Raw genomic sequence first — 24,029 nt, 5'->3', positions numbered from 1 at the left:
GCCCCCATCAGCGGAGCCAAGGAAGAGCATGAGCGAGACCCCGACGAATCCCCCGTCCCCGGAGGACCCCCACCAGGGGCGACAGCCCGACGGCGGGCAGAGCGAGGGGCAGGAGCACGGGCAACGGCCCCCACAACCCGACCACGACCCGCGGGGAGGGCGGCAGTCGGGTGGTCAGCCGGCCTACGGCCAGGAGGCTCCGTCACCGTATGCTCCCGAACACGACCGGTCGCCGTACGCTCCACAGCCGGGACACGACGCTCAGACCCAGGGGTGGCAGGAGCACGCTCCTCCCTCAGGGGCCCATCCCGTGTCCGCGCAGGATCAGGGGCAACGGCCCGACCACGCGCGTCCCCCGCAGCCGGAGCACGGCCGACCCCATTTCGCTCCTCCCGGCGATGCCCCCCAACAGCCGGGTCACGGGCAGCCCTCCGGCGCCCAACCGGGGTACGCCCCCGAGCAGGGCCCGCCGCCCTACGCCCCCCGGCCCGGGTACGGCGGGCAGCAGGCCTACGGACAGCCGCAGCCCGGATTCGAACAGCCACAGCAGGCCGCGTACGGACAGCAGCCCCCTTACGGCCAACAGCAGGCCTATGGGCAGCCTCAGCCGCCGCAGCCCGGATTCGAACAGCCGCAACAGGCCGCGTACGGACAGCAGCCTCCTCACCCCGGTGCTCCGGGCGCCTACGGACAGCCGGACGCCTACGGCCCGCCCCAGCAGGTCGGGGACAACGGCACGCTGGTGGCCATGCTCGCCCACCTGTCCGGTTTCGTGATCGCCTGCCTGGGCTGGATCCCCCCGTTGGCCATCTACTTCGCCAAGCGCAACCAGTCGCCGTTCGTGCGCCACCACGCGTCGGAGGCGGCGAACTTCCAGATCACCCTGCTCATTCCGTACCTTTTCGCCTGGGTAGTCTTCATCGGACTGGGCATCTTCTTCCCAGAACTGTCCTGGATCGGTTCCCTCCTGATCGCCCTGATCTGGATCGTCTCCATCGTGTTCGGCGTCCTGGGCGCCAACAGTGCGAACAAGGGGACGTGGTACCGCTACCCGGTGAGCATCCGGCTGCTGAAGTAGTGCTCCAGTACGTCCCCGGCCCACCCCCACATAAGGAACACGCCATGTCCTATCCCGGTAATCCATCAGAAGACCCCTACGGTCAGGGCCCCCAGCCGGGCCAGGAGGGCTCCGGCGGCCAGCCCGGCTACCAGCCCGGCGGCTATCCGCCCCCGCCCGGCCAACCCGGTCAGCAGCCCGGCGGCTACCCGCCTCCGCCCGGCCAGCCCGGCTACCAGCAGGGCGGCTATCCGCCCCCGCCCGGCCAACACGGTCAGCAGCCCGGCGGCTACCCGCCCCCTCCCGGGTACCACGACCAGACCGGTGGCTACCAGGCGGCCGGCTACCAGCAGGGCGGCTACGGCCACCCCGGCGCCTACGGCGGCCCCTCCTCGGCCACCACCGGGCAGCCCAACCCGGACGAGCGCCAGATGGGTCTGTTCGCCCACCTGGGCGGTGGTCTCCTCGGCTTCCTCGTCCCTTTGATCATCTACCTGATCAAGAAGGACGAGTCTCCGTTCGTCCGTGACCAGGCGGCACAGGCGCTGAACTTCCAGCTGCTGATCCTGATCGGCTACATGATCTCCTGGGTCCTGACCTTCGTCCTCATCGGCGCGCTGACCTGGGTCGCCCTCGTCGTCGTCTCGATCGTCTTCGGCATCCTGGGCGGTACGGCCGCCAACCGGGGCGAGCTGTACCGCTACCCGTTCAACGTCAGCTGGATCAGTTAGGTCCGTGAGCAGGACGGTCCGGCCCCGGGTCTCCAGGCCCGGGGCCGAGTCGTGTTCGGACGGAAGACCTCGAAAGCCCTCAGGTGAGATCACGCGCCACGGCGTCGGCGAGCAGTCGACCGTGCCGGGTCAGGACCGCCCGGCCCGCCGCGTGGGCCTCGGCCTCCAGCAGCCCCTCCATCACGGCCCGCTCGGCCGCGACCCGGCCATGCGGCTCCAGCAGGTCCAGCGGGCATCCCCGTTCCACCCGAAGTTCCAACAGGATCCGTTCGAATCGACGCTCCTGCTCGGTGAGCACCTCGCGGGCCAGTCCGGGGCTGTCCCCCGCCGCGAGGCGGGCGGCGTAGGCGGCCGGATGCTTGACGTTCCACCAGCGGGTGCCGCCGACGTGACTGTGCGCTCCGGGCCCCACACCCCACCAGTGACCCCCGGTCCAGTAGAGCAGGTTGTGGGCGCTGCGCCCCTCGGGGGTACGCGCCCAGTTGGACACCTCGTAGGCGGTGAACCCGGCCGCGGAGAGGATCTCGTCGGCCATGAGATAGCGATCGGCCATGGTGTCGTCGTCGGGCTCGGTGAGCTCGCCCCTGCGGACCCGGGCGGCCAGGCGGGTGCCCTCCTCGACGATGAGCGAGTAGGCGGAGACGTGGTCGGGCCCGGCTCCGACCGCGGCCTCCAGCGAGGCGCGCCAGTCCTCGTCGCTCTCGCCGGGGGTGCCGTAGATCAGATCGAGGTTGACGTGCGCGAACCCCGCTTCCCGTGCCCACCGCACACACCGTTCGGGGCGACCCGGCGTGTGTCCGCGTTCGAGCACCTTGAGCACGTGCGGTCGGGCGCTCTGCATGCCGAAGGAGAGGCGGGTGAACCCGGCCTCGCGCAACCGTGCCAGGTAGTCGGGGGTGACGGTCTCGGGGTTGGCCTCGGTGGTCAGCTCGGCGTCGGGGGTCGTCCCGAAACGATCCCGGATGGCGGTGATGATCCTGCCCAGGTCCTCGGCGGGCAGAAGGGTGGGCGTCCCCCCGCCGACGAACACGGTGCTCACCGGTGGGCGGCGCCCGCTCAGGACCCGGTCGGCCAGTTCCACCTCGGCGATGGCCTGGTCGGCGTAGGTCTCGCGTGAGGCGGTGGCGGTGCCGTCACGCGAGACCAACTCCTCTGCCGTGTAGGTGTTGAAGTCGCAGTAGCCGCAGCGTGTGACGCAGAAGGGCACGTGCACGTAGAACCCGAGGGGCCGGTCGCCGAGTTCGGCCAGGGAGCTTTCGGGCAGTTCCCCTGTGCGCGGTACGGGATCGCCGTCGAGGGCAACGGAAGGCATGTCTCCAGTGTCGCCGACGGTACGGAGTGTCCGTGACGCGTGCGGTGTCCGGGCGTGGAAACCGCCGTTCACGCGGCCCGGTTCGACGTCGAGGTCGTGGAGGCGGGCGGACACGCCTTCTGGTATGCCCCGGGAGCCGTGGGGGATCAGACCCGGGGGTGACTCACGCGGCCGTCCGGTTGGACGGTGTCGACGGCCCGCTGGGGCAGCGGCACGGGGGCGTTCCGGGCGGGGGCGGTGGCCGTGGAGCCGCGCACGACCAGTTCGGGGTCGAAAATGTACTCGGTGTGGGAGACGGGGTGCCCGGCGATCTCGTCGCACAGTGCCCGCACCGCGGCCAGCGCCATGGCGTTGATCGGTTGACGGACGGTGGTCAGCGGCGGGTCGGTGAAGGCGATGAGTTGGGAGTCGTCGAACCCCACGACCGAGAAGTCCCGGGGGACGCTCAGACCGCGCTGGCGGGCGGCCCGGATGGCTCCCAGGGCCATCATGTCCGAGCCGCAGACCATGGCGGTCACTCCGCGCTCGACCAGTCTGGAGGCCGCCGCGTGGCCGCCCTCCACTCCGAACAACGACAACTCGACCAGGTCGTCGCCGTCCAGCCCGTGTGCGGCCAGGGCCTGGTGGTAGCCCTCCAACTTACGGCGGACGGGGACGTAGCGGTCGGGTCCGCTGGTGAAACCGATGCGGGTGTGGCCCAGGGCGACCAGATGGTTGACGGCCAGCCTCCCCGCCTCACGGTCGTCACAGGAGATGAACGCGGCCGGGATGGCGTCGGTGTATCCGTTGACCAGAACGATCGGCAGTCTGCGCGAGACCAGGGCGTGGTAGCGCTCATGGGAGGCCGTGGTGTCGGCGTGGCGGCCGGAGACGAAGAGGATCCCCGACACGTTGCGCTCCAGGAGCAGTTCGACGTACTCGTCCTCTGTTATCCCGCCGGGGGTCTGGGTACACAGGACGGGCGTGTACCCGCGCTGGGCGAGGGCTCCCTCGGCCGCCTGGGCGAACATCGGGAAGACCGGGTTCTCCAGTTCGGGGATGACCATGCCCACCAGCCCGGCCGAGCGTTGCCGCAACCGGGCGGGGCGTTCGTAACCGAGGACGTCCAGGGCTGTCAGAACGGCCTTGCGGGTGTCGCTGCCGACGCCCGGCTTGTCGTTGAGCACCCGCGAGACGGTCGCCTCGCTGACGCCTGCGTGCCGCGCGATGTCGGCAAGTCGTGGACCCATGGGCGCAACTCTAGTCGAGATCACCGTCACATGGCCGAAAGTTGAAGGTAATCTTGCGCAAGAACTTGCAGTAATCCACAGGGAAGGACCCCGCTATATGGAGCCCCAATCGCAGTGGTGGCGCGACGCGGCGATCTACCAGATCTATGTCCGCAGCTTCGCCGACTCCAACGGTGACGGGGAGGGCGATCTCGCCGGCATCCGTGAACGCCTGCCGCACCTGGCCGAGCTCGGCGTGGACGCGATCTGGTTGACACCGTTCTACGTCTCTCCCCTGGCCGACGGCGGATACGACGTCGCCGACTACCGTGACGTCGACCCGCGCTTCGGCACCTTGGAGGACTTCGACGCCCTCCTGGCCGACGCCCACAAGAGGGGCATCCGCGTCATCATCGACGTGGTGCCCAACCACTCCTCCTCGGCCCACCGTTGGTTCCGCGAGGCCGTGGCCGCGGAACCGGGCGATCCCGCCCGGTCGCGGTACGTCTTCCGGGACGGTCGCGGTCCCGACGGGGAGGAGCCGCCCAACAACTGGAAGTCGGTCTTCGGCGGCGCCGCGTGGACCCGCCTCAAGCGGCCCGACGGCACCCCCGAGCAGTGGTACCTGCACCTGTTCGACTCCGAGCAGCCCGACTTCGACTGGACCAACCAGGAGGTGCACGACGAGTTCGAGGACGTCCTGCGCTTCTGGCTGGACCGGGGGGTGGACGGGTTCCGCATCGACGTGGCGCACGGCCTGGTCAAGGACCCGGCGCTGCCCGACGTCGCCGAGAACGCCAAGGCCGACATGCTCGACGGCAGCACCACGCTGCCCTACTTCGACCAGGAGGGCGTGCACGAGATCTACCGCCGGTGGTCGCGCATCGCCGCCGAGTACCCGGGCGACCGTGCCCTGGTGGCCGAGGCCTGGGTGGAGGACGTCGACCGTATCGCCCGCTACGTGCGTCCGGACGAGCTGCACCAGGCCTTCAACTTCGAGTACCTGACCGCGCCGTGGGACGCCGACCGGCTGCGCGGGGTCATCGACCGCTCCTTGGCCGCCAACGGCGCGGTGGGGGCGACCACGACGTGGGTGCTGTCCAACCATGACGTGACCCGCCACGTGACCCGCTTCGGCGGAGGGGAACGAGGACTGCGTCGGGCACGCGCGGCGACGCTGCTGATGCTGGGCCTGCCCGGGTCCGTGTACCTGTACCAGGGTGAGGAGCTGGGGCTGCCCGAGGTCACCGACCTGCCCGAAGAGGCTCTCCAGGATCCGACCTGGAAGCGCTCGGGGCACACCGAGCGTGGTCGGGACGGCTGCCGGGTGCCGCTGCCGTGGGAGGGCGACGTCTCTCCGTACGGGTTCGGCCCCGAGGGCAGTGTTCCCTGGCTGCCGATGCCCGAGGGGTGGGGCGCCCTGTCGCGTGCCTCCCAGCGGGGGGTGGAGGGTTCGACCCTGGAGCTGTACACCGAGGCCCTGCACCTGCGCCGGAAGCTGGAGGCGCTCGGTGACGGGTCCATGACCTGGCTGGACTCGCCCTCGGGCGTGCTGTACTTCGAGCGCGAACCGAACGTGCGAGTGGCGGTCAACCTCACCGGCGAGGCCGTGGAGCTCACCGCCTCCGGCGAGGTGCTCGTGTCCAGTGCCCCGGTCGACGCACCGCGTGAGGGTTCTTTGACGCTGCCCGCCGACACGGCGGTGTGGCTGCGCGGCTGACGCCCGCGGGGCGGTGTCGGGCCACGGCCCGACACCGCCCTCCTCGCTCCTTTCCCGCCCCTGCCGTCTCCTCTCCACCATCCCCACGGCGACGCTCTCCTCCCGTCCATCGCCGCATCCCTCGGAAGGCCCGTTTCGAGGTTCCCCCTCGCCCTGCCCGCCCTCTCCTGCGGGGCCCTGCTCCTTTTCGGGCAGGCCGGTGCGAACATCATCGGCGGGGCGGATCCGGCGGAGGAACCGGCCACGGCCGAGGAACGGATCGGGGCCGAGTTCGAGTAGTCACGTCACCGGTGGTCCCGTGGTGTGACCGAACGCCTGTTCATCACACCTATGATCGACCTTTGGTAGCGGCCCTGTCACCACGCGCGTAATGTCACGCACCTGTTTCCGTGGTGTTTCCACATCTTTACGCCAGAAGTTCGCAAACTCTTTCAAAGACTGCAAGTTATTGCTAGCGTCGCATCACCACGCATGCTCCAGCCGGAACCGGGGCCACCGACGAAACGCATGCGCGGCCTCCTCAAGTACGGCCTCCCGGAAGGAAGACACCATGAGATTCCGCAGCGCACCAGCGGCCACGGGTATCGCCGCGATCGTCCTGATGGCGACCGCGTGCGGCGGCGGTGGCGGCGACGAGGGCGGTGAGACCGCGGCCGAGGACACCCTCGTCATCTGGTCCGACCCCGAGCGCGCCGACGCCATCCAGGGCGCCGCCGAAGAGTTCGCCGAGGCCAACGGCATCACGGTCGACGTCCAGGGCCTGGCCTTCGACGACATCCAGGGCGACCTGCTCAACGCCCACCAGGCCGGCAACGCTCCGGACGTCTTCATCGGTGCCCACGACTGGACCGGCAACCTGGTGCGCAACGGCGCCGTACAGCCCGTCGAGCTGCCCGAGGACCGCGCCGCGGGCGTGGAGGAGACCGCCCTGGAGGCACTCTCCTTCGATGGCCGGCTCTTCGGTGTGCCGTACTCGCAGGAGAACATCTTCCTCATGCGCAACACCGAACTGGTGCCCGACGCCCCCGAGACCTTCGAGGAACTGGTCGAGATCGGCACCGAACTCAAGGAGGAGGGCGAGACCAGCGAGGTCCTGGCCATGGCCGTGGGCCAGGAGGGCGAACCCTTCCGGATGAACGCCCTGTTCACCTCCGCGGGCGGCTACCTCTTCGGGCAGGACGACACCGGCACCTGGGACCCCTCCGACCTGGGTGTGGGTTCGGACGAGTCCATCGCCGCCATGGAGAAGATCGCCGAGTACGGCGAGGCCGGCGAGGGCGTGCTGCGCCGTTCCATCGACACCGAGAACGACGCCGTGCTGTTCTACGAGGAGGACGCCCCGTTCTTCATCGCGGGTCCGTGGAACATCGGTGACGCCAACGAGTCGGGGGTCGACTACGGGATCAGCCCCATCCCCGGCTTCGAGGAGGGCGGGCCGGCCAGCCCCTACATCGGCTACCACGCCTTCTTCGTCACCGAGGGCAGTTCCAACAGCGCCCTGGCCCAGGAGTTCGTGACCAACTACGTCACCGACCCCGACTTCATCCTCAGCCTCTACGAGGCCGACCCGCGCACCCCGGTGCAGACCGAGGCCCTGGAGAGCGTCTCGGCCGACGACCCCAACATCGCCGCCATCGCCGAGGCCGGCGCCGACGGCATGCCGATGCCCTCCATCCCCGAGATGGGCGAGACCTGGGAGCCGCTGGGTCAGGCCCAGGCCCAGGCCCTGGCCGGCGAGGACGTCCGTGAGGCCATGGAGGCGGCCCACAACACGATCGCCGAGCAGATCGGCGGATAGTGGTGACCGTCGACACCGACAGCGCGGGCGCCCCCCGAAAGGGGGCGCCCGCCCGTCCTCCCCTCCCCGGCGGCCGCTTCACGGGCGACGGGTCGATCGGTGGACGACTGCTCAAGATCGCGCTGCTGGGCCTGTTCACCGCTTTGGGCGTGTGGGCGGTCCTTCCCCTGTACGTCGCGGGCAACTGGTGGGGCATCGGCCTGGTCGTGGCCGTGGTGGCCCTGGTCTACTGGGTCTACCTGTCCGGGCGCACGGTCCCCGCCAAGTACCTGCTCCCCGGCGTGCTGTTCCTGACGGCCTTCCAGATCCTGCCGGTGCTCTACACGATGAGCACCTCGGTGACCAACCTCAGCGACGGCCACCGAGGCGACAAGGAACAGGCCATCGCGGCCATCGAGGCCTTCTCCGTCACCCGGGACCCCGACTCCCCCGAGTACGTGCTCACCGTCGCCACCACCGGCGACCCCGCCACCGGGGAGTTGGCCTTCCTCCTCACCGACGGCCGGGGCAACGCCCACGTGGGCACCGACGAGGGTCTGCACGACCTGCCCCGTGCCGAGATCGACCCCTCCTCGGGCAAGGTCACCGAGGCGTTCGGGTACACGATCCTGACCCCCACCGAGGTCAACGCCCGTAGCGACGAACTCCAGGAGTTCGCGGTGCCCACCGACAGCGGTGCGGGCATCCGCTCCAGCGGCCTGTCCAGCGCCTTCGAGGGCAGCGCGACCCGTGTGTACGACGAGGACTGCGACTGCGTCACCGACACCGAGTCGGGCGTGGTCTACCACGCCGACGACGAGCGCGGCGCCTTCTACAGCGAGGAGGGGCAAAGGCTGGCCCAGGGCTGGCAGGTCGGTGTGGGCCTGGACAACTTCGGCCGTTTCCTGCTCAACCCGACCTTCGCCTCCTCGTTCTTCTCCATCCTGCTGTGGAACATCGCCTTCGCGGCCTCCGTCACCTTCCTGGTGTTCGTGGTGGGGCTGGCGGTGGCGCTGACGCTGCACGTGCCGAGGCTGCGGGGCAAGACGTTCTACCGGATCCTGGTGGTCCTGCCCTACGCCATGAGTTCGCTGGCCATGTACCTGCTGTGGCGGGACATGTTCAACACCGACTTCGGTCTGTTCAACCGCATGCTCGGTCTCCAGGTCGACTGGCTGGGGGACGCGTGGAGCGCGCGCACGGCCGTCATCCTGGCCAACGTGTGGCTGGGCTACCCGTACATGTTCCTGGTGGCCACGGGCGCGCTACAGGCCATCCCACGCGAACTGGGCCAGGCCGCGCAGATCGACGGCGCGGGCCCCTGGCAGGCGTTCCGACACGTCACCCTGCCACTGCTGATGGTGGCGATGACACCGATCCTCATCGCGACCTTCGCGTTCAACTTCAACAACTTCAACGCGGTGTGGCTGATCAGCCGGGGCGGCCCCTTCTCCCCGGAGAACCCGACGGCCGGAGCCACGGACCTGCTCATCACCTACACCTACCGGCTCGCCTTCAACGAGGCCACCGCCCAGTACGGGTACGCGGCGGCGCTGTCGGTGATGATCTTCCTGATCGTCTCGGTGATCTCCGTGGTCAGCCTGAGCCGTAGCAAGGCACTCCAGGAGGTGGACCGATGACGATGGACGCTTCGGCGCCGGTGCGCGGACCCCACCGGCTCGGCGGCGCGGCACGGTTCGCCCTGTGGTCGAGAAGGCTCGGCTGGCGCCACGCGGTGATGTGGCTGGTCGTGGCGTTCGCGATCTTCCCGGTGCTGTTCGTGGTCTCCGCGGCGCTCAACCCGTTGGGCACGCTGTCCAGCGCGCAGCTGTGGCCGACCGGCGCCAGCCTGGACAACGCCGTGGAGCTGTTCGAGAACACCCCGTTCACCACGTGGTACGGCAACTCGCTGTTCTTCGCCCTGAGCAACGCCACGGTCACGGTGCTGCTCTCGGCGTTGGCGGCGTACGCCTTCAGCAGGATGCGGTTCAAGGGCCGCAGGGTGGGACTGATCGGGCTGCTGGTGATCCAGATGTTCCCGCAGTTCCTGGCGATCGTGGCGATCTACCTGATGTTCTCCAACATCGGCGAGTACTACCCCGCGATCGGGTTCGACACCCGGTGGGGGCTGCTGCTGGTGTACCTGGGCGGTGCGTTGAGCATCAACACCTGGTTGATGAAGGGCTTCTTCGACACGGTTCCCAAGGAGCTGGACGAGTCCGCCCAGATGGACGGGGCCTCGCACGCACAGGTCTTCTTCCGCATCATGCTGCCGCTGGTGACCCCGGTACTGGCCATCGTGGGGCTGCTGGTGTTCATCTCCACCATCAACGAGTTCCTGATGGCGAGCGTGTTCCTGCGTGACACCGACGCCAAGACCCTGGGGCTGGGTCTGTACCAACTGGTGGCCTCCCAGCGCAACGCCAACTTCGGCATGTTCGCGGTGGGGGCCGTGATGCTGTCCCTACCCACCCTGGCGGTGTTCTGGTTCCTACAGCGCTACATCACCGAGGGCCTGACCTCCGGAGCGGTCAAGGGCTGAGGGATCACCCGGCCGAAACGTCGGGGCGCCCCTGAGGGGCGCCCCGACGTTCTTCTGTGCCCCCGAAGGGGGACTACTTCTTCTTCTTGTCCTCGGCCCCGCCGGTGTCGGTGGACAGGGCGGAGATGAAGGCCTCCTGGGGCACCTCGACCCGGCCGACCATCTTCATCCGCTTCTTGCCCTCCTTCTGCCTCTCCAGCAGCTTGCGCTTACGGCTGATGTCACCGCCGTAGCACTTGGCGAGCACGTCCTTGCGGATGGCGCGGATGTTCTCACGGGCGATCACCCTGGCACCGATGGCCGCCTGGACGGGTACCTCGAACTGCTGCCGGGGGATGAGCTCACGCAGCTTCTTGGTCATCTCCACGCCGTAGGCGTAGGCCTTCTCCTTGTGCACGATGGCGGAGAAGGCGTCGACCGCCTCCCCTTGGAGCAGGATGTCGACCTTGACCAGGTCGGAGACCTGTTCCCCGGTCGGCTCGTAGTCCAAGGAGGCGTAGCCCTTGGTGCGGGACTTGAGCTGGTCGAAGAAGTCGAAGACGATCTCGGCCAGGGGCAGTGTGTAGCGCATCTCCACCCGGTCCTCGGACAGGTAGTCCATGCCTTGGAGGTCTCCGCGCCGCTCCTGACACAACTCCATGATCTGCCCGATGTAGTCGGCCGGGCTGAGCAGCGTGGCCTTGACCATCGGCTCGTAGATCGCGGCGATCTTCCCCGTGGGGAACTCGCTCGGGTTGGTGACGGTGTGCTCCTCCCCGTCCTCCATCTCCACGCGGTAGACCACGTTGGGCGCGGTGGAGATGAGTTCGAGGTTGAACTCCCGTTCCAGGCGGGCCCGGGTGATCTCCAGGTGGAGCAGGCCGAGGAACCCGCAACGGAAACCGAAGCCCAGGGCCGCCGACGTCTCCGGTTCGAACACCAGGGCGGCGTCGTTGAGCTGGAGCTTGTCCAGGGCGTCGCGCAGCACCGGATAGTCGGTGCCCTCGATCGGGTACAGGCCCGAGAACACCATGGGCCTGGGCTCCTGGTAACCCTCGAGCATCGTGTCGGCGGGCCTGTCCAGGGAGGTGATGGTGTCGCCGACCTTGGACTGGCGCACGTCCTTCACACCGGTGATGAGGTAACCGACCTCGCCCACGCCCAGGCCGCCGCACTTGGTGGGCTCCGGCGAACTGACGCCGATCTCCAGGATCTCGTGGGAGGCGCGGGTGGACATCATCTGGATGCGCTCGCGCGGGGTGATCTTGCCGTCCACGACGCGAACGTAGGTGACCACGCCCCGGTAGGTGTCGTAGACGGAGTCGAAGATCATGGCGCGGGCGGGCGCCTCGGCGTCGCCCACGGGCGCCGGGATCTGCTCGACGATCTCGTTGAGCAGTTCCTCGACGCCCTCGCCCGTCTTGGCGCTGACCTTGAGCACGTCGGAGGGCTCGCAGCCGATGATCCCGGCGAGCTCCTCGGCGTACTTCTCCGGCTGTGCCGCCGGCAGGTCGATCTTGTTGAGCACCGGGATGATCGTGAGGTCGTTGTCCAGTGCCATGTACAGGTTGGCCAGGGTCTGCGCCTCGATGCCCTGCGCGGCGTCCACCAGCAGGATCGCGCCCTCACAGGCGGCCAGGGAGCGCGAGACCTCGTAGGTGAAGTCGACGTGGCCCGGGGTGTCGATGAGTCCGAGCGTGTAGGTCCGGTCGTCGAGCGCGGTGAAGGGGATCCGCACCGCCTGCGACTTGATGGTGATGCCGCGCTCGCGTTCGATGTCCATGCGGTCCAGGTACTGGGCGCGCATCTGGCGGTCCTCGACGACCCCGGTGATCTGGAGCATCCGGTCGGCCAGCGTCGACTTGCCATGGTCGATGTGCGCGATGATGCAGAAGTTGCGGATCAGCGCGGGATCGGTCCAGTTCGGCTGTGCCACCGTGCTCCGTTCACAGGTCGGGTCCGGGTCGTGCGCGCCCCGCGGCGACGCCGCCCCCGCCGTGGCAGTGCTTCCACGGCATGGTCCATCATCCCATGGCGGCGGTGTCCCTCTCACGGGAGACGGCCGCGGCCCGTGCGGCAGTATGGGGCACGGTCCTGGGACTCGTGTCCAGATTATGCGACCCGGGGCCCGGAACGGGCCGTGCACGCTGCCGAGGGCCCAGAACACGGGAGGAGCGGGCTGTTGAAGTGGCTGTTGACACGGCTGCTGGCCGGGGTGGCCGCGATCGCGGTCGTACTGGCGGGCGCGGGAGCACTGCTGGCCCACCAGTTCTCGGGCCGACCGGCCCCGTGGGCCTCCTCCCAAGGCGCCGACGCGGCGTGGGCGGCCTCCTGGAGTGACACCACCGCTCTGGAGCGTGTGCTCGGTACCGGCGGGGTGGACACGGTGTACGTGTACGCGGGCGACATCGACGGCGAGGGCCGGATCGAACGCGTGGAGGACACCTCGACACTGCTGTCCTGGCTGGGGAGGGAGTATCCGCACGTGCGCCCCCTGGCCTGGCTGCGGCACGTGGAGAGCGGTTCCTCCCTGATCCGGGATCGCTTGGACCGTCAGGCCCGCGAGGCGCTCGCCCCGGCCGTGGCCGAGGTGGCCGCGGACGGGTTCGCCGGAGTCCATCTGGAGATCCGTCCGGTGACGGTGAACGACCCCTCGATGCCCGCCCTGGTGTCCTTGGTGCGCGAGGAGCTCGGTGAGGAGACGGTGCTGTCGGTGCAGTCCCACCACGTGGAACTGGTGCCGGGCGGGCGGATGCCCTCGTTCGTGATGGAACGCGAGGAGAAGTACTGGTCCAAGGGGTATCTGGAACGGGTCGCCGAACACGCGGACGAGGTGGTGTTGCCGGGGGTGGGATCGGGGATGCCCGGGGATTCCCTGTACGGCGGGTTCATGGTGCGACAGGTGACCGAGGCGGTGACCGCACTGCGCGGGCGCGGGGATGTGGCGCTGCGATTCGGACTGCCCACCTACGGTGAGGGCGCGTGGGCTCCCGAGGACGGCGGGGAGTCGGTGGTGACCGCCTTGGCGGCCGTCCGGCTGGGCGTGACCAAGGCGGAGGCGCCGGAGGGGATGACGCTGGGAGTGGCGTTCTACCTGGGCGACGAGGCGCGCCAGGAGGACGTCGCCGCCTACACCGCGGGGTGGCTGCTGTCCTAGCCGGCCGAGCGGACCCGCCGAGGGACGGTCAGGAGGGTGGCGGGTCCCGAGCGGTGTCCCATGTACGGCATACTGGAAGTCCGTGTCTCGGACTTCCACGTTCGGCATAACGCCCTGTGGACTCATACACCCTGCGCCGGGGACCACGCGCCCCTCTCGGAACGGCTGCCCGTGAGCTGAGCGCCTGGCCCGACCGGCGCGACAGATCAGATCAACTGGAGCACGTTTTCGCATGGCGAACATCAAGTCGCAGAAGAAGCGCAATCGGCAGAACGAGAAGGCTCGCCTGCGCAACCAGTCCGTGCGCTCTTCCCTGAAGACGGCCATCCGCAAGTTCCGTGAGGCTGCCGAGGCCGGGGACCTGGAGAAGGCCACCACCGCGCAGCGCGCCGCGGCGCGCGCGCTGGACAAGGCGTCCAGCAAGGGCGTCATCCACAAGAACCAGGCCGCGAACCGCAAGAGCGCGATCGCCAAGCGCCTGCACGAGCTGCGGACCGCGGCCTAGGAGTGGTTCTCGGGGGCCCTGCCCCGCCCTCGGAGCGCACCTTCCGAACGGCTGCGCGGACCCTCATCCGCGACCCGCCGCCGACCCCGGCCCGGGGTTCACCACCGGGCCGGGGTCCTTCTCTTCTCCGGCCGGTTCGTCCCACCACGGGTTTTCCACAGCCGGCGATCGGCTGCTGACACGGCGTTCGGCGCTTCCTAACGTGGCCTTATGACTGTTCAGCGCCGTACCCGGCGCCGCTCCCCCGCACCCGACCGGCAGGACCGACTCCGCGCGCTCACCCTGGACGCCTCTCCCGTCGCCCGACGTCTGCGCGCGCGTATTCCACGACCGCCCATGGACCTCGCTCCGTCGTCCGACGGCGTTCCCCCGTTGCCCAGCGCCCCGTACGCGGCGGCGGAAGTGCGCTCGGCGTACCGGCCCGTCGTACCGGAGGGAGCGTTCGCGCACGACCCCGACGTCCCGCCCCGCATCGACGCCTGGCCCGAACGCGACCCCGCCGACCTGACCCCCGTGTCGCCTTCCGCCACGACCGTCGCGCGCGGTCCCAGCGGTTCGGGCCCACGGCCCGGCGAAGGAGGGCGCCCCGAGGAAGTCGGTCCGGGTCCGTGGCGCGACCCGACCGAGGGGGCACGCGAACGCTCGAAACCCCCGCCGTCGGGATACACCGAACCGGGGCCGCCCGGTCCGCTCCTGGAGCGCCTGGCCCGACGGTGGTCTCCCACCATGACGTTGTCCCGACGAGCGGTCCTGGCCCTGATCGCGCTGGGGGCGTCGGCCGTCGTCGCGGTGGTGTTCCTTCACGACCGGCCGAACACCGTGTCGGCACCGGAGATGGTCACTCATGCCGCGTCCCTCGACCGGCCGTCCGTCCCGGAGAACGAGGGGAGCGCCCCGCAGCCGGAGGGGTCCTCTTCTTCGGGGGAGCCCGCCACCGAGGGATCGGAGGTGGTGGTGCACGTGGGCGGTGAGGTGACGGACCCGGGACTGTACACGTTGCCGCCGGGTGCGCGTGTGGCCGACGCGGTGGAGGAGGCCGGCGGCGCGCTTCCCGACGCCGACCTGGACATGCTCAACCTGGCACGTCCCCTGGTCGACGGTGAGCAGGTCCTGGTGGGCGTGCCCCCTCCCGCCGGCGACTCCGGGACCGACCCGCAGGGGGTGGCGGGCCCGGTGAGCATCAACCGGGCCGACAAGGCGCTGTTGGAGACCCTGCCCGGCGTCGGCCCGGTGATCGCCGACAACATCATCGCCCATCGGGAGGAGCACGGTCCCTTCGGCAGCGTCGACGAACTGATCGACGTGAACAGGATCGGCGAGAAGATGCTCTCCACCCTCAGGCCGCACGTGACGGTGGAGTGAGCGGGCGGTGGCGACCTGGTTGGGGACGGACGCCTACGGACTGGGCCGACCACCGGACCTGCGGTTGCTGGTGCCCGCGGCGACCGCCTGGCTGACCGCGTTGGGCGCACTGGCCGTTCCGCCGTGGACGTCCTGGGTCCTGGGCTCCGCGGCCGGATGTACCGGAATCGTCCTGCTGCTCGTCGCACGGCCGCCGCTGGAGTCGCCGACGCTCACCGTGGTGGCCTCGCTGGTCTGCGCCGCCACGGTGGCGGGAGTGGCCGGTGTCCACGTGCACCGGGTCGCCCACAGCGCGGCGCGGGAGGCGTCCCAGACCCGTCTCACCACGGAGTTCGAGGCGGTCGTGGGCGCCGATCCCCGCCCCCGTGCGGGGACTCCCCGACCGGGACGGGCGGAATGGGTGGTCCGGGCCCGCACCACACGGGTGCTCGTCGGAGGAGACGCACGGGAGTCGGGGGCGCCGGTGGTGGTCCTGGCCTCCGGCGAGGGGTGGGCCGAACTCCTGCCGGGACAGCCCTTCCGTGCCCGGGGCGCGTTCCTGGACGTGCCCGACGAACCGCTCACCGCCGCGTTGGTCCTGGTCAACGGTCCGCCCGAACACGTGGGAGAGCCCGGCCGCCTACAGTCGTTCGCCGGAGGGGTGAGGGAGCGGCTGCGTGAAGCCGCCTCCGTGCTGCCCCGACCCGAGAGCGGTCTGCTTCCCGCCCTGATCGTGGGGGACGTGTCCCGGCTGCCCCCCGAGACCGCCGAGGACTTCCGGGCGACCGGTATGACGCACCTGTTGACCGTGAGCGGGGCGAACCTGGCGATCATGACCGGGTTCGTGCTGGCGGCGACCCGACTGGTGCGGGCTCCCCCGTGGTGTTCGGTGGTGGGCGGCGCCGCGATGATCTGGGTGTTCGTCCTGGTGTGCAGACCTGAGCCGAGCGTGGTACGGGCGGCGTTCATGGGATCGCTCGGGTTGTTGGCGCTGGCCACGGGCCGGACGCACGCGGCGCTGGGCGCGCTGAGCGTCACCGTGGTCGGGGTGCTCTTCGTCGCTCCGGGGCTGGCCTCCTCCTTCGGTTTCGCGCTGTCGGTCCTGGCGACCGCCGGGATCGTGCTGTGGGTACCGCCGTGGACGCGGGCGTGGGCGGGGGGCGTACCGCGCCCCGTGGCCGAGGCGTTCGCGGTGGCGGTGGCCGCGCAGGTGGCGGTCTCTCCCGTGCTGGTGCTGCTGTCGGGCGAGGTGTCGTGGGTGGCGATCCCGGCCAACGTGCTGGTCGCCCCGGTCGTGGCGGTGGTGACCGTGGCCGGCTCCGCGGTGACGGCACTGGCGACCGTGTGGCCGGAGGCCGCCGCCGTGGCGGTGCGTCTTCCGGGACTGGGGGTGTCGTGGATCGCCGCGGTGGCCCAGGCCGGGGCCCGGGTCCCCCACGGTGCCCTGCCCTGGCGGTCGGACGTGGTCGGAGGGCTGTTCCTGGCCGCCCTCCTGGCGCTGTTGGTGTTCACACACGGACGGTTCCGTCGGGTGGTCGCCGCCGTGATGGTGTCCGTCCTGGTCCTGGCCTTGGCGGCCCGGTGCGTACCGGGCGGCTGGCCGCCGGCGGGGTGGGCCCTGGTGGCCTGTGACGTGGGTCAGGGGGACGCCTTCGTGCTGGCGGTGGAACCGGGGTCGGCGATCGTCTCCGACACCGGTGAGGACCCCGAGGCGGTCGACGACTGCCTGAAACGCCTGGGGGTGCGTGAGGTACCGCTGCTGATCCTGAGCCATGACCACGCCGATCACGTGGACGGCACACCGGGGGTGCTGCGCCACCGCACCGTCCGGGCGGCCCTGGTCCCGCCCGGGTTCGGCTCCAGTGCCACCGGACGGCTGTTGGTCGGGGCCGGGATCGAACTGCTGGAGGCCGAACGGGACCGTCGGATACGGGTGGGTCGGTGGACGCTGCGCGTGCTGTGGCCCGATCGGGGTTTCCAGGGTTCGGTGAACGACGGTTCGGTGGTGGTACGCGCGGACGGAACGGCCCTGTCGGTCCTGCTGACCGGTGACATCGAGGAGGAGGCGCAGAGGAGGCTGCTCAGGGGACCTGACGCGGGGCTTTTGTCGGTGACCGTCCTGACCGTCCCCCACCATGGGGCGGGCACCCAGGAACCGGCCTTTCTGGAGGCGGTGGATCCGGTGGTGTCGGTGACCTCCGTGGGAGCGGACAACCCCTACGGTCACCCGGCCCCGTTCACCTGGAACATCCTCGAAGGCGTGTCGGGCGTGAACCTGCGTACCGACCGTGACGGGGACGTGGCCGTACTGGACGGCGACGGCACGGGCCCGGGGACGGCCGTGGTCCGTGGATCCCGGCCTCGACGGGCGCGCGGTCGGTCGGTGGGGCGTGGCATGCTCTGTGTATGCCTGCACCCGCCCTGCTCACGCTCATCGTCGGGGACGAGGAACTCCTCGTCGACCGCGCGGTGGCCGCCGTGGTCGCCGCGGTCCGCGACGCCGACCCCGAGGTGGACGTTCACGACCTGGTCCCCTCCCAGGTGGGGATGTCCACACTCGTCGAGGTGACCTCGCCCTCGCTGTTCGGCGACCGGCGGGTGGTGGTGTTGCGCTCGGCCCAGGATCTGACCAAGGACCTGGCGGCGACCGTCACCGACTACCTCAAGGATCCCGCCGACGACGTCAACCTCGTGCTCACCCACGCGGGCGGCAACAAGGGCAAGGCGTTGCTCCAGGCCGCGGTCAAGGCCGGGGCCCATCGAGTGGACTGCAAGGGACCGGGCAAGCCCGCCGAACGGGTGGCCTTCGTCAAGGGCGAGTTCTCCCAGGCCGGCCGTCAGATCACCCATGACGCCGCGCAGGCGTTGGTGGACTCCGTCGGCAGCGAGTTGCGCGAGATCGCCGCGGCCTGTACCCAGCTGATCGCCGACACCGAGGGGAGGGTGGACGCGGAGGCGGTGGCGCGCTACCACTCCGGCAAGGCGGAGGCCTCCGGTTTCACGGTGGCCGACCGCGCGGTGGAGGGCCGCCTGCCCGAGGCCCTGGAGCAGTTGCGCTGGTCTCTGGCGGTGGGTACCGCCCCGGTGTTGATCAACAGCGCCCTGGCCGGCGCCGTGCGCGGTGTCGCCGTGGCGGCCCAGCCTCCACGCGGCGTCTCCGAGGCCGAGCTCGCCAAGCGGGCCAAGGTTCCGCCGTGGAAACTGCGCACCCTGCGCCAGCAGGCACGGGGGTGGAGTCCGGCGGGGATCACCAGGGCCATGGCGGTGGTCGCCGAGACCGACGCCCTCATCAAGGGGGCGGGGCGTGATCCGGAGTACGCGTTGGAGCGCGCGGTCATCGAGATCGCCCGGGCGCGCGGCAGGCGCTGAGCACCACTCAGCGGATGGTCCTGCCGCCCTGCCACACGCGCAGGGTGTTCAGACCCATCGACCAGGCGAAGGCACCCTCGTGGTCGGCGTCCCACTGGACCAGGTCGGCCAGGGTTCCGGGGGCGAGCACGCCCCGGTCGCCCAGACCCAGGGCGCGGGCTCCGCCCACCGTGGCGGCGTGCAGTGCCTCCTGAACGGTCATCTCGAACATGGAGATGGCCAGTGAGATCACCAGCGGCATCGACATCGTGCCGGACTGACCTGGGTTGTGGTCGGTTCCCAGGCCGATCGGCACCCCGTGGTCGAGCAGGGCCCGCACAGGTGGACTGCGGCGTTCGTGCAGCGACGTGGTCGGGCACGCCACCACCGGGGTACGGCCGGCGGCCAGCGCCAGGACGTCCTCCTCGTCGGTCTCGTGCAGCAGGTCCACTGACGAACAGCCCAGCTCGGCGGCCATGCGCACCGCCCCGTGTCGCGGCTTGGAGCAGGCGTGCAGTGTGGTGCGCAGTCCCACCGACTTGCCCACGCTCAGCAGCATGTGGGCGTCCTCGGTGGTGAACTGCTGGTTGTCGCAGTACACGTCCACTCCGTCGGCCCCGGCCATGACGGCGTCGTTGAACCAGGAGGCGACGGCCTTCACGTACTCCCGCGGGCGCCCGAAGAACTCCGGTGGCACCCCGTGCGCGGGGAAGAAGGTGACGTGCAGGCGCGGCATACCGGGTTCCTCCGCCAGGGAGCGCAGCAGACGCACGTCGGCCAGCTCACCGTCCCGGGTCAGGTGGTATCCGGTCTTGGCCTCCACAGTGGTGCTTCCGGTCAGCACCCACCGCCGGAGCCGTTCGCGGACCGCGTTGCCGAGGGTCCACGGGTCCGTACCCCGAGTGATGGTGACGGTGGTGGAGACACCGCCGCCCGCGGCGAAGATGTCCCCCTTGGAGGCGCCTTTGGCCCACATGTTGACCTCGGCGTAGCGGTCGCCCGCGTAGACGGGATGGCAGTGGGCGTCGACCAGTCCGGGCGTGATCATGCCTCCGCCGATGTTGACGACGTCGTCGACGTCGGTCAGGTCCTCCAACACCCCGGGGATGCGCTGGGGCAGTTCGGCGGCCGGTCCCACCCAGGCCACACGGTCGTCCCTCATCAGGAGCGCGGCGTTGGTGATCAGTTCATAACCGGTCCACAGACGTCCGATATTGCTGAGCAGTACCACTGCCATGGAATCGCCCGTCCTCGTCGCTCAGCTCCGCCGCCGCTGCTGCGGGACACGGTCGTGGGGTGCACGGGCGGACATGGCGACCTCGTATCCGGGCGATCAGACGGAGTCGGTGGGGCGGTCGGGGACCACCGCGGCGCCGGCCGGCGAGGCCGGTGAGGACCGTTCGGAACAACGTTCACGGGCGGCCGGTGCTCCGAACCGTAGTCCATTCACGGACTCGGTGTACACCTCTCCCCCCGAGAAACGCGAACGTATCCATCCAGAATTCATGAGCACGCAGAGTGAGAATCGACGTGTTTCCGCGGGTCGAGGCGATATCGCGTTCCGAAGGTCGTCCATGACACGTCGGGACGGGGCCGGATCGTCCCCGTAGGAGAAGACCGGGGCGCCCCGTGGGCGCCCCGGTCCGTCGATCCGTGCGATGCGCGGCGTGGCGCGCGGTGCTCAGACCGTGCTGGGCGTGTACTCGTCCAGTCTGGCCGCGAGCGGTTCGGGCACGAAGGCGTGGATGGCCGTGCCCTCGGCCGTGTGCTCCTCGCTGAGGACGCGTCCTTCCTCGTGCGCCCGGGCGACGAGGTCGCCGCGGGAGTAGGGGACGAGGGCGCGCACCTCCTGCGCGAGTTCGGGCAGCGCGTCGGCCAGCGCCTCCACCAGAGCGGGCACACCCTCCCCGGTCCGGGCCGAGACCTCGACCATGTCCGGGTAGCGGGTGCGCAGGGCCTTGAGCACGTCGGGGTCCGCGGCGTCGACCTTGTTGACCACGATGAGCTCGGGCACCTCGGCGGCGTCGATGTCGGCGAAGACCCCTCGGACCGCGCTGATCTGACTCTCGGGGTCCGGGTGGGACCCGTCGACCACGTGCAGGATCAGGTCGGCGTCGGTGACCTCCTCCAGTGTGGAGCGGAAGGCCTCCACCAGCTCGTGCGGCAGGTGTCGCACGAAACCGACGGTGTCGCTGAGCGTGAAACCGCGCCCGTCGGGTGTGCGGGCCTGACGCACCGTCGGGTCCAAGGTGGCGAACAGGGCGTCCTCCACCAGGACACCGGCCCCGGTCAGCCGGTTGAGCAGGCTCGACTTACCGGCGTTGGTGTATCCGGCGATGGCCACCGACGGCACCTGACGGGTGCGTCGGACGTCGCGCTTGACGTTGCGCGCGGTGTGCATGTGCGCGAGTCGTCGACGCAGTTTGGCCATCTTGTCGTTGATGCGCCGCCGGTCCGTCTCGAGCTTGGTCTCGCCGGGACCGCGCAGCCCCACACCGCCACCCGCGCCGCCACCCGCGCCGCCCGCCTGTCGGGACAGGGACTCACCCCAACCGCGCAGGCGCGGCAACAGGTAGTTGAGCTGGGCGAGTTCGACCTGGGCCTTGCCCTCGCTGCTGCTGGCGTGCTGGGCGAAGATGTCCAGGATCAGTGCGGTGCGGTCGATCACCTTGACCTTGACCACTTCCTCCAGCTGGCGCAGCTGTCCGGGGGTGAGCTCACCGTCGCAGATCACGGTGTCGGCACCGGTGGCCTCCACGATGTCGCGTAGTTCGGCGGCCTTGCCCTTGCCGACGTAGGTGGCCGGGTCGGGCTTGACGCGGCGCTGTGTGAGGCCTTCGAGAACGAGGGCCCCCGCGGTCTCGGAAAGGGCCGCCAGCTCGATGAGCGAGTTGTCGGCGTCGGTCTGGGTGCCACTGGTCCACACACCGATGAGGACCACGCGTTCCAGTCGCAGGGACCGGTTCTCGACCTCGGTGATGTCGGTGAGTTCGGTGGACAGCCCCTGCACGCGCCGCAGGGCCTGGCGGTCGGCGAGCTGCATCTCGCCCTGGGCGGGCACGTCGTCGGCATCGTCGTAGCGATCGCCGCCGGTGGTCCGGGGCGCGTCGGTTGCGTCGAACCCGTCCCCGACGGTGATCGCCTCGCGGAGGGCGTCCTCGGCCTCGTGGCCGTGACGGACGCTTCCGCGGGTGTCAGCTGTATTCATATCCCTCCAGGTGGGTCAACGTGATCGCCACCTCGTTTCTTCCCGTGGCCGGGCGGCGGCGGGCTCCGCCTCGATGGTGGCACTTCTTCTCCGCCGGGGCACCTGGATTATCGCAGCGCACATGAGCGCCCACCCGAGACGGCTCACGTGAGGACGTGTCACCGGGTCGCCGGGGACGAAGAAGGCCGGAAGTCACCCGGAAAGTTTTTACGGGCTTCCCGGAACGGGAAACCTCCGAGGCATGTGAGACACGTGCGACGTTGACCGTCCGAGCAGCCTGGCGGTAACTTCGACTTCCACATACCAAAAGACAGTTTCGTATTGCGGAAGGTTTTCCATGGGTGCCACGCACGGGGTCGAGGTCACCGGCCCTCTCCACGATCGTTTCGACGAGATCCTCACCGACGACGCTCTCGCCCTCGTCGCCGAGCTGCACCGCACCTTCGAGGCGCGTCGCCAGGAACTCCTCGCGGCGCGCACCGCTCGGCAGGAGCGGATCTCGGCCGGGGCCGACCTGGACTTCCTCCCCGAGACCAAGAACATCCGGGAGGACGACGGCTGGCGGGTCGCTCCCCCCGCTCCGGGCCTCACCGACCGCCGGGTCGAGATCACCGGTCCCACCGACCGCAAGATGACCATCAACGCGCTCAACTCCGGCGCCAAGGTGTGGTTGGCCGACCTGGAGGACGCCAACACCCCGCTGTGGGAGAACGTGATCGGCGGCCAGCTCAACCTGCGCGACGCGCTCGACCGCACGATCGACTTCACCTCCCCCCAGGGCAAGACCTACGCCCTGAAGGAGGACGGCGAACTCGCCACCATCGTCGTGCGCCCCCGGGGCTGGCACCTGGACGAGAAGCACATCCTGGTGGACGGACAGCGCACCAGCGGCGGCATCGTCGACTTCGCCCTCTACTTCTTCCACTGCGCCCAGCGCCAGCTCGACAAGGGCAAGGGACCCTACTTCTACCTGCCCAAGATGGAGAGCCACCTCGAGGCCCGGCTGTGGAACGACGTCTTCGTCCTGGCCCAGGAGCGTCTGGGGATCCCCCGCGGCACCATCCGCGCCACCTGCCTGATCGAGACCATCCCGGCCGCCTTCGAGATGGAGGAGATCCTCTACGAGCTGCGCGAGCACTCCGCGGGACTCAACGCGGGTCGCTGGGACTACCTGTTCAGCATCATCAAGACGCACCGCACCCGCGGACGCGACTTCCTGCTGCCCGAGCGCAACGCCGTCACCATGACCGCGCCCATGATGCGCGCCTACACCGAACTGCTGGTCAAGACCTGCCACAAGCGCGGCGCGCACGCCATCGGCGGCATGGCGGCCTTCATCCCCTCCCGGCGGGACGAGGAGGTCAACCGGACCGCCCTGGCCAAGGTGCGCGACGACAAGGCCCGCGAGTCCGGTGACGGTTTCGACGGCTCCTGGGTGGCCCACCCCGACCTGGTCCCCGTGGCCATGGAGATCTTCGACGAGGTCCTGGGCGAGCGCCCGAACCAGATCGACAAGCAGCGCCCCGAGGTGGAGGTGAGCGCCGCCGACCTGCTCGCCGTCGGCCAGACCGGGGGCGGCGTCACCATGGCCGGTCTGCGCAACAACATCAACGTGGCCTTGCAGTACCTGGCCGCGTGGATGGGCGGTAACGGAGCGGTGGCCATCCACAACCTGATGGAGGACGCCGCGACCGCGGAGATCTCGCGTTCCCAGATCTGGCAGTGGCTGCACAACGACATCACCCTGGACGACGGCCCCAAGGTCACCGCCGAGCTGGTCCGACAGCTCATCGACGAGGAGCTGGCCACCATCCGCCAGGCCCAGGGCGAGAACTTCGACGAGGGACTGTTCAAGCAGGCCACCCAGCTGTTCACCGAGGTCGCGCTCGCCGACGAGTACGTCGACTTCCTGACCCTGCCCGCCTACGAGCGCATGCCGTAGTCCTTCCTCCCACGGAACGAAGGCACCACGACCGCGCCCCCGCCTCGGCGGGGGCGCGGTCCTACGTCGACCTCACGGGCCCGTGGCCGGCCCGGGTGGGGCCGGCCACGTCGACACCGGCAGCGCCGGAAGGCGCCCATGCCCACGACCGCGTCGGACCCACGGCGGGGAGGGCTCCTCGCCGGATCGACCCCGGGTCGGG

The 24,029-nt window shown here is 69.9% G+C and carries 16 protein-coding genes and 1 pseudogene; 12 read left to right on the top strand and 5 right to left on the bottom strand.

What is annotated here, in order from left to right:
- The first annotated feature begins 748 nt into the window (after positions 1-748).
- Positions 749-1,078, top strand: coding sequence for a DUF4870 domain-containing protein (locus PFX91_RS23120; RefSeq protein WP_352231646.1), 330 nt, complete (start codon positions 749-751; stop codon positions 1,076-1,078).
- Positions 1,079-1,122: 44 nt separating this feature from the next.
- Entirely contained in the window at positions 1,123-1,788 is a 666-nt protein-coding gene (locus tag PFX91_RS09165; protein ID WP_285730880.1) for a DUF4870 domain-containing protein, read from the top strand.
- Between the two features lie 79 nt (positions 1,789-1,867).
- On the opposite strand, the gene hemW is transcribed toward PFX91_RS09165, so the two are convergent.
- Together hemW and PFX91_RS09155 are read right to left on the bottom strand one after the other, a co-directional pair.
- A complete protein-coding gene (hemW, locus tag PFX91_RS09160) occupies positions 1,868-3,100 on the bottom strand; it encodes a radical SAM family heme chaperone HemW (RefSeq protein ID WP_285730879.1) in 1,233 nt (410 codons plus the stop codon).
- 146 nt (positions 3,101-3,246) lie between these two features.
- Complete coding sequence (locus tag PFX91_RS09155; RefSeq protein WP_285730878.1) at positions 3,247-4,329, bottom strand: LacI family DNA-binding transcriptional regulator; 1,083 nt, start codon at positions 4,327-4,329, stop codon at positions 3,247-3,249.
- A gap of 97 nt (positions 4,330-4,426) precedes the next feature.
- Here PFX91_RS09155 and PFX91_RS09150 point away from each other — a divergent pair, with 97 nt between their 5' ends.
- From PFX91_RS09150 to PFX91_RS09135, 4 genes are all read left to right on the top strand, one after another.
- On the top strand, positions 4,427-6,028 hold the full coding sequence (locus PFX91_RS09150) for a glycoside hydrolase family 13 protein (RefSeq protein ID WP_285730876.1): 1,602 nt from the start codon (positions 4,427-4,429) through the stop codon (positions 6,026-6,028).
- A 550-nt stretch (positions 6,029-6,578) separates the two neighbouring features.
- On the top strand, positions 6,579-7,826 hold the full coding sequence (locus tag PFX91_RS09145; RefSeq protein ID WP_285730875.1) for a sugar ABC transporter substrate-binding protein: 1,248 nt from the start codon (positions 6,579-6,581) through the stop codon (positions 7,824-7,826).
- 2 nt (positions 7,827-7,828) lie between these two features.
- Complete coding sequence (locus PFX91_RS09140; RefSeq protein WP_502888289.1) at positions 7,829-9,445, top strand: ABC transporter permease subunit; 1,617 nt, start codon at positions 7,829-7,831, stop codon at positions 9,443-9,445.
- Positions 9,442-10,347, top strand: coding sequence for a sugar ABC transporter permease (locus PFX91_RS09135; protein WP_502888288.1), 906 nt, complete (start codon positions 9,442-9,444; stop codon positions 10,345-10,347). The genes PFX91_RS09140 and PFX91_RS09135 overlap by 4 nt, the downstream gene beginning before the upstream one ends.
- 73 nt (positions 10,348-10,420) lie before the next feature.
- On the opposite strand, the gene lepA is transcribed toward PFX91_RS09135, so the two are convergent.
- Positions 10,421-12,262, bottom strand: a complete 1,842-nt coding sequence (gene lepA / locus PFX91_RS09130) for a translation elongation factor 4 (RefSeq protein ID WP_285730873.1) — start codon at positions 12,260-12,262, stop codon at positions 10,421-10,423.
- A gap of 246 nt (positions 12,263-12,508) precedes the next feature.
- Between lepA and PFX91_RS09125 the strand changes: the two genes are divergently transcribed.
- The 5 genes and pseudogenes from PFX91_RS09125 (at position 12,509) to holA (ending at position 18,698) form a co-directional block, all read left to right on the top strand.
- Positions 12,509-13,483: a hypothetical protein gene (locus PFX91_RS09125; protein ID WP_285730872.1), complete on the top strand. Its 975-nt coding sequence runs from the start codon at positions 12,509-12,511 to the stop codon at positions 13,481-13,483.
- Between the two features lie 232 nt (positions 13,484-13,715).
- Positions 13,716-13,988, top strand: a complete 273-nt coding sequence (gene rpsT / locus PFX91_RS09120; protein ID WP_285730871.1) for a 30S ribosomal protein S20 — start codon at positions 13,716-13,718, stop codon at positions 13,986-13,988.
- 210 nt (positions 13,989-14,198) lie between these two features.
- The gene (locus PFX91_RS09115) at positions 14,199-15,350 is read left to right on the top strand and encodes a helix-hairpin-helix domain-containing protein (protein WP_285730870.1); all 1,152 of its coding nucleotides are present in this window, start codon (positions 14,199-14,201) and stop codon (positions 15,348-15,350) included.
- Positions 15,351-15,357: 7 nt separating this feature from the next.
- Positions 15,358-17,697, top strand: a pseudogene (locus PFX91_RS09110) (ComEC/Rec2 family competence protein); the annotation flags it as partial.
- Positions 17,698-17,735: 38 nt separating this feature from the next.
- A complete protein-coding gene (gene holA, locus PFX91_RS09105) occupies positions 17,736-18,698 on the top strand; it encodes a DNA polymerase III subunit delta (RefSeq protein ID WP_352231643.1) in 963 nt (320 codons plus the stop codon).
- Positions 18,699-18,705: 7 nt separating this feature from the next.
- On the opposite strand, the gene PFX91_RS09100 is transcribed toward holA, so the two are convergent.
- The gene (locus PFX91_RS09100) at positions 18,706-19,914 is read right to left on the bottom strand and encodes an amidohydrolase family protein (protein ID WP_285730868.1); all 1,209 of its coding nucleotides are present in this window, start codon (positions 19,912-19,914) and stop codon (positions 18,706-18,708) included.
- Between the two features lie 444 nt (positions 19,915-20,358).
- A complete protein-coding gene (gene hflX, locus PFX91_RS09095; RefSeq protein ID WP_285730867.1) occupies positions 20,359-21,885 on the bottom strand; it encodes a GTPase HflX in 1,527 nt (508 codons plus the stop codon).
- A 337-nt stretch (positions 21,886-22,222) separates the two neighbouring features.
- On the opposite strand from hflX, the gene aceB reads away from it, so the two are divergent.
- The gene (gene aceB, locus PFX91_RS09090) at positions 22,223-23,827 is read left to right on the top strand and encodes a malate synthase A (protein WP_285730866.1); all 1,605 of its coding nucleotides are present in this window, start codon (positions 22,223-22,225) and stop codon (positions 23,825-23,827) included.
- Positions 23,828-24,029 lie beyond the last annotated feature (202 nt).

The organism is Nocardiopsis sp. ATB16-24 (assembly GCF_030271535.1).
Classification (GTDB): Bacteria; Actinomycetota; Actinomycetes; order Streptosporangiales; family Streptosporangiaceae; genus Nocardiopsis.
The sequence above is the reverse complement of the archived record's forward strand: the minus strand, read 5'-3'. Positions and strand labels throughout refer to the sequence as shown.

Excerpts from the sequence above, each read along its gene's own strand:
- holA (WP_352231643.1), top strand. The coding sequence starts at position 17,736 with ATGCCTGCACCCGCCCTGCTCACGCTCATCGTCGGGGACGAGGAACTC.
- PFX91_RS09100 (WP_285730868.1), bottom strand. The coding sequence starts at position 19,914 with ATGGCAGTGGTACTGCTCAGCAATATCGGACGTCTGTGGACCGGTTAT.
- PFX91_RS09115 (WP_285730870.1), top strand. The coding sequence starts at position 14,199 with ATGACTGTTCAGCGCCGTACCCGGCGCCGCTCCCCCGCACCCGACCGG.
- PFX91_RS09150 (WP_285730876.1), top strand. The coding sequence starts at position 4,427 with ATGGAGCCCCAATCGCAGTGGTGGCGCGACGCGGCGATCTACCAGATC.
- PFX91_RS09135 (WP_502888288.1), top strand. The coding sequence starts at position 9,442 with ATGACGATGGACGCTTCGGCGCCGGTGCGCGGACCCCACCGGCTCGGC.
- hflX (WP_285730867.1), bottom strand. The coding sequence starts at position 21,885 with ATGAATACAGCTGACACCCGCGGAAGCGTCCGTCACGGCCACGAGGCC.
- PFX91_RS09165 (WP_285730880.1), top strand. The coding sequence starts at position 1,123 with ATGTCCTATCCCGGTAATCCATCAGAAGACCCCTACGGTCAGGGCCCC.
- rpsT (WP_285730871.1), top strand. The coding sequence starts at position 13,716 with ATGGCGAACATCAAGTCGCAGAAGAAGCGCAATCGGCAGAACGAGAAG.
- PFX91_RS09145 (WP_285730875.1), top strand. The coding sequence starts at position 6,579 with ATGAGATTCCGCAGCGCACCAGCGGCCACGGGTATCGCCGCGATCGTC.
- aceB (WP_285730866.1), top strand. The coding sequence starts at position 22,223 with ATGGGTGCCACGCACGGGGTCGAGGTCACCGGCCCTCTCCACGATCGT.
- PFX91_RS23120 (WP_352231646.1), top strand. The coding sequence starts at position 749 with ATGCTCGCCCACCTGTCCGGTTTCGTGATCGCCTGCCTGGGCTGGATC.
- PFX91_RS09155 (WP_285730878.1), bottom strand. The coding sequence starts at position 4,329 with ATGGGTCCACGACTTGCCGACATCGCGCGGCACGCAGGCGTCAGCGAG.
- hemW (WP_285730879.1), bottom strand. The coding sequence starts at position 3,100 with ATGCCTTCCGTTGCCCTCGACGGCGATCCCGTACCGCGCACAGGGGAA.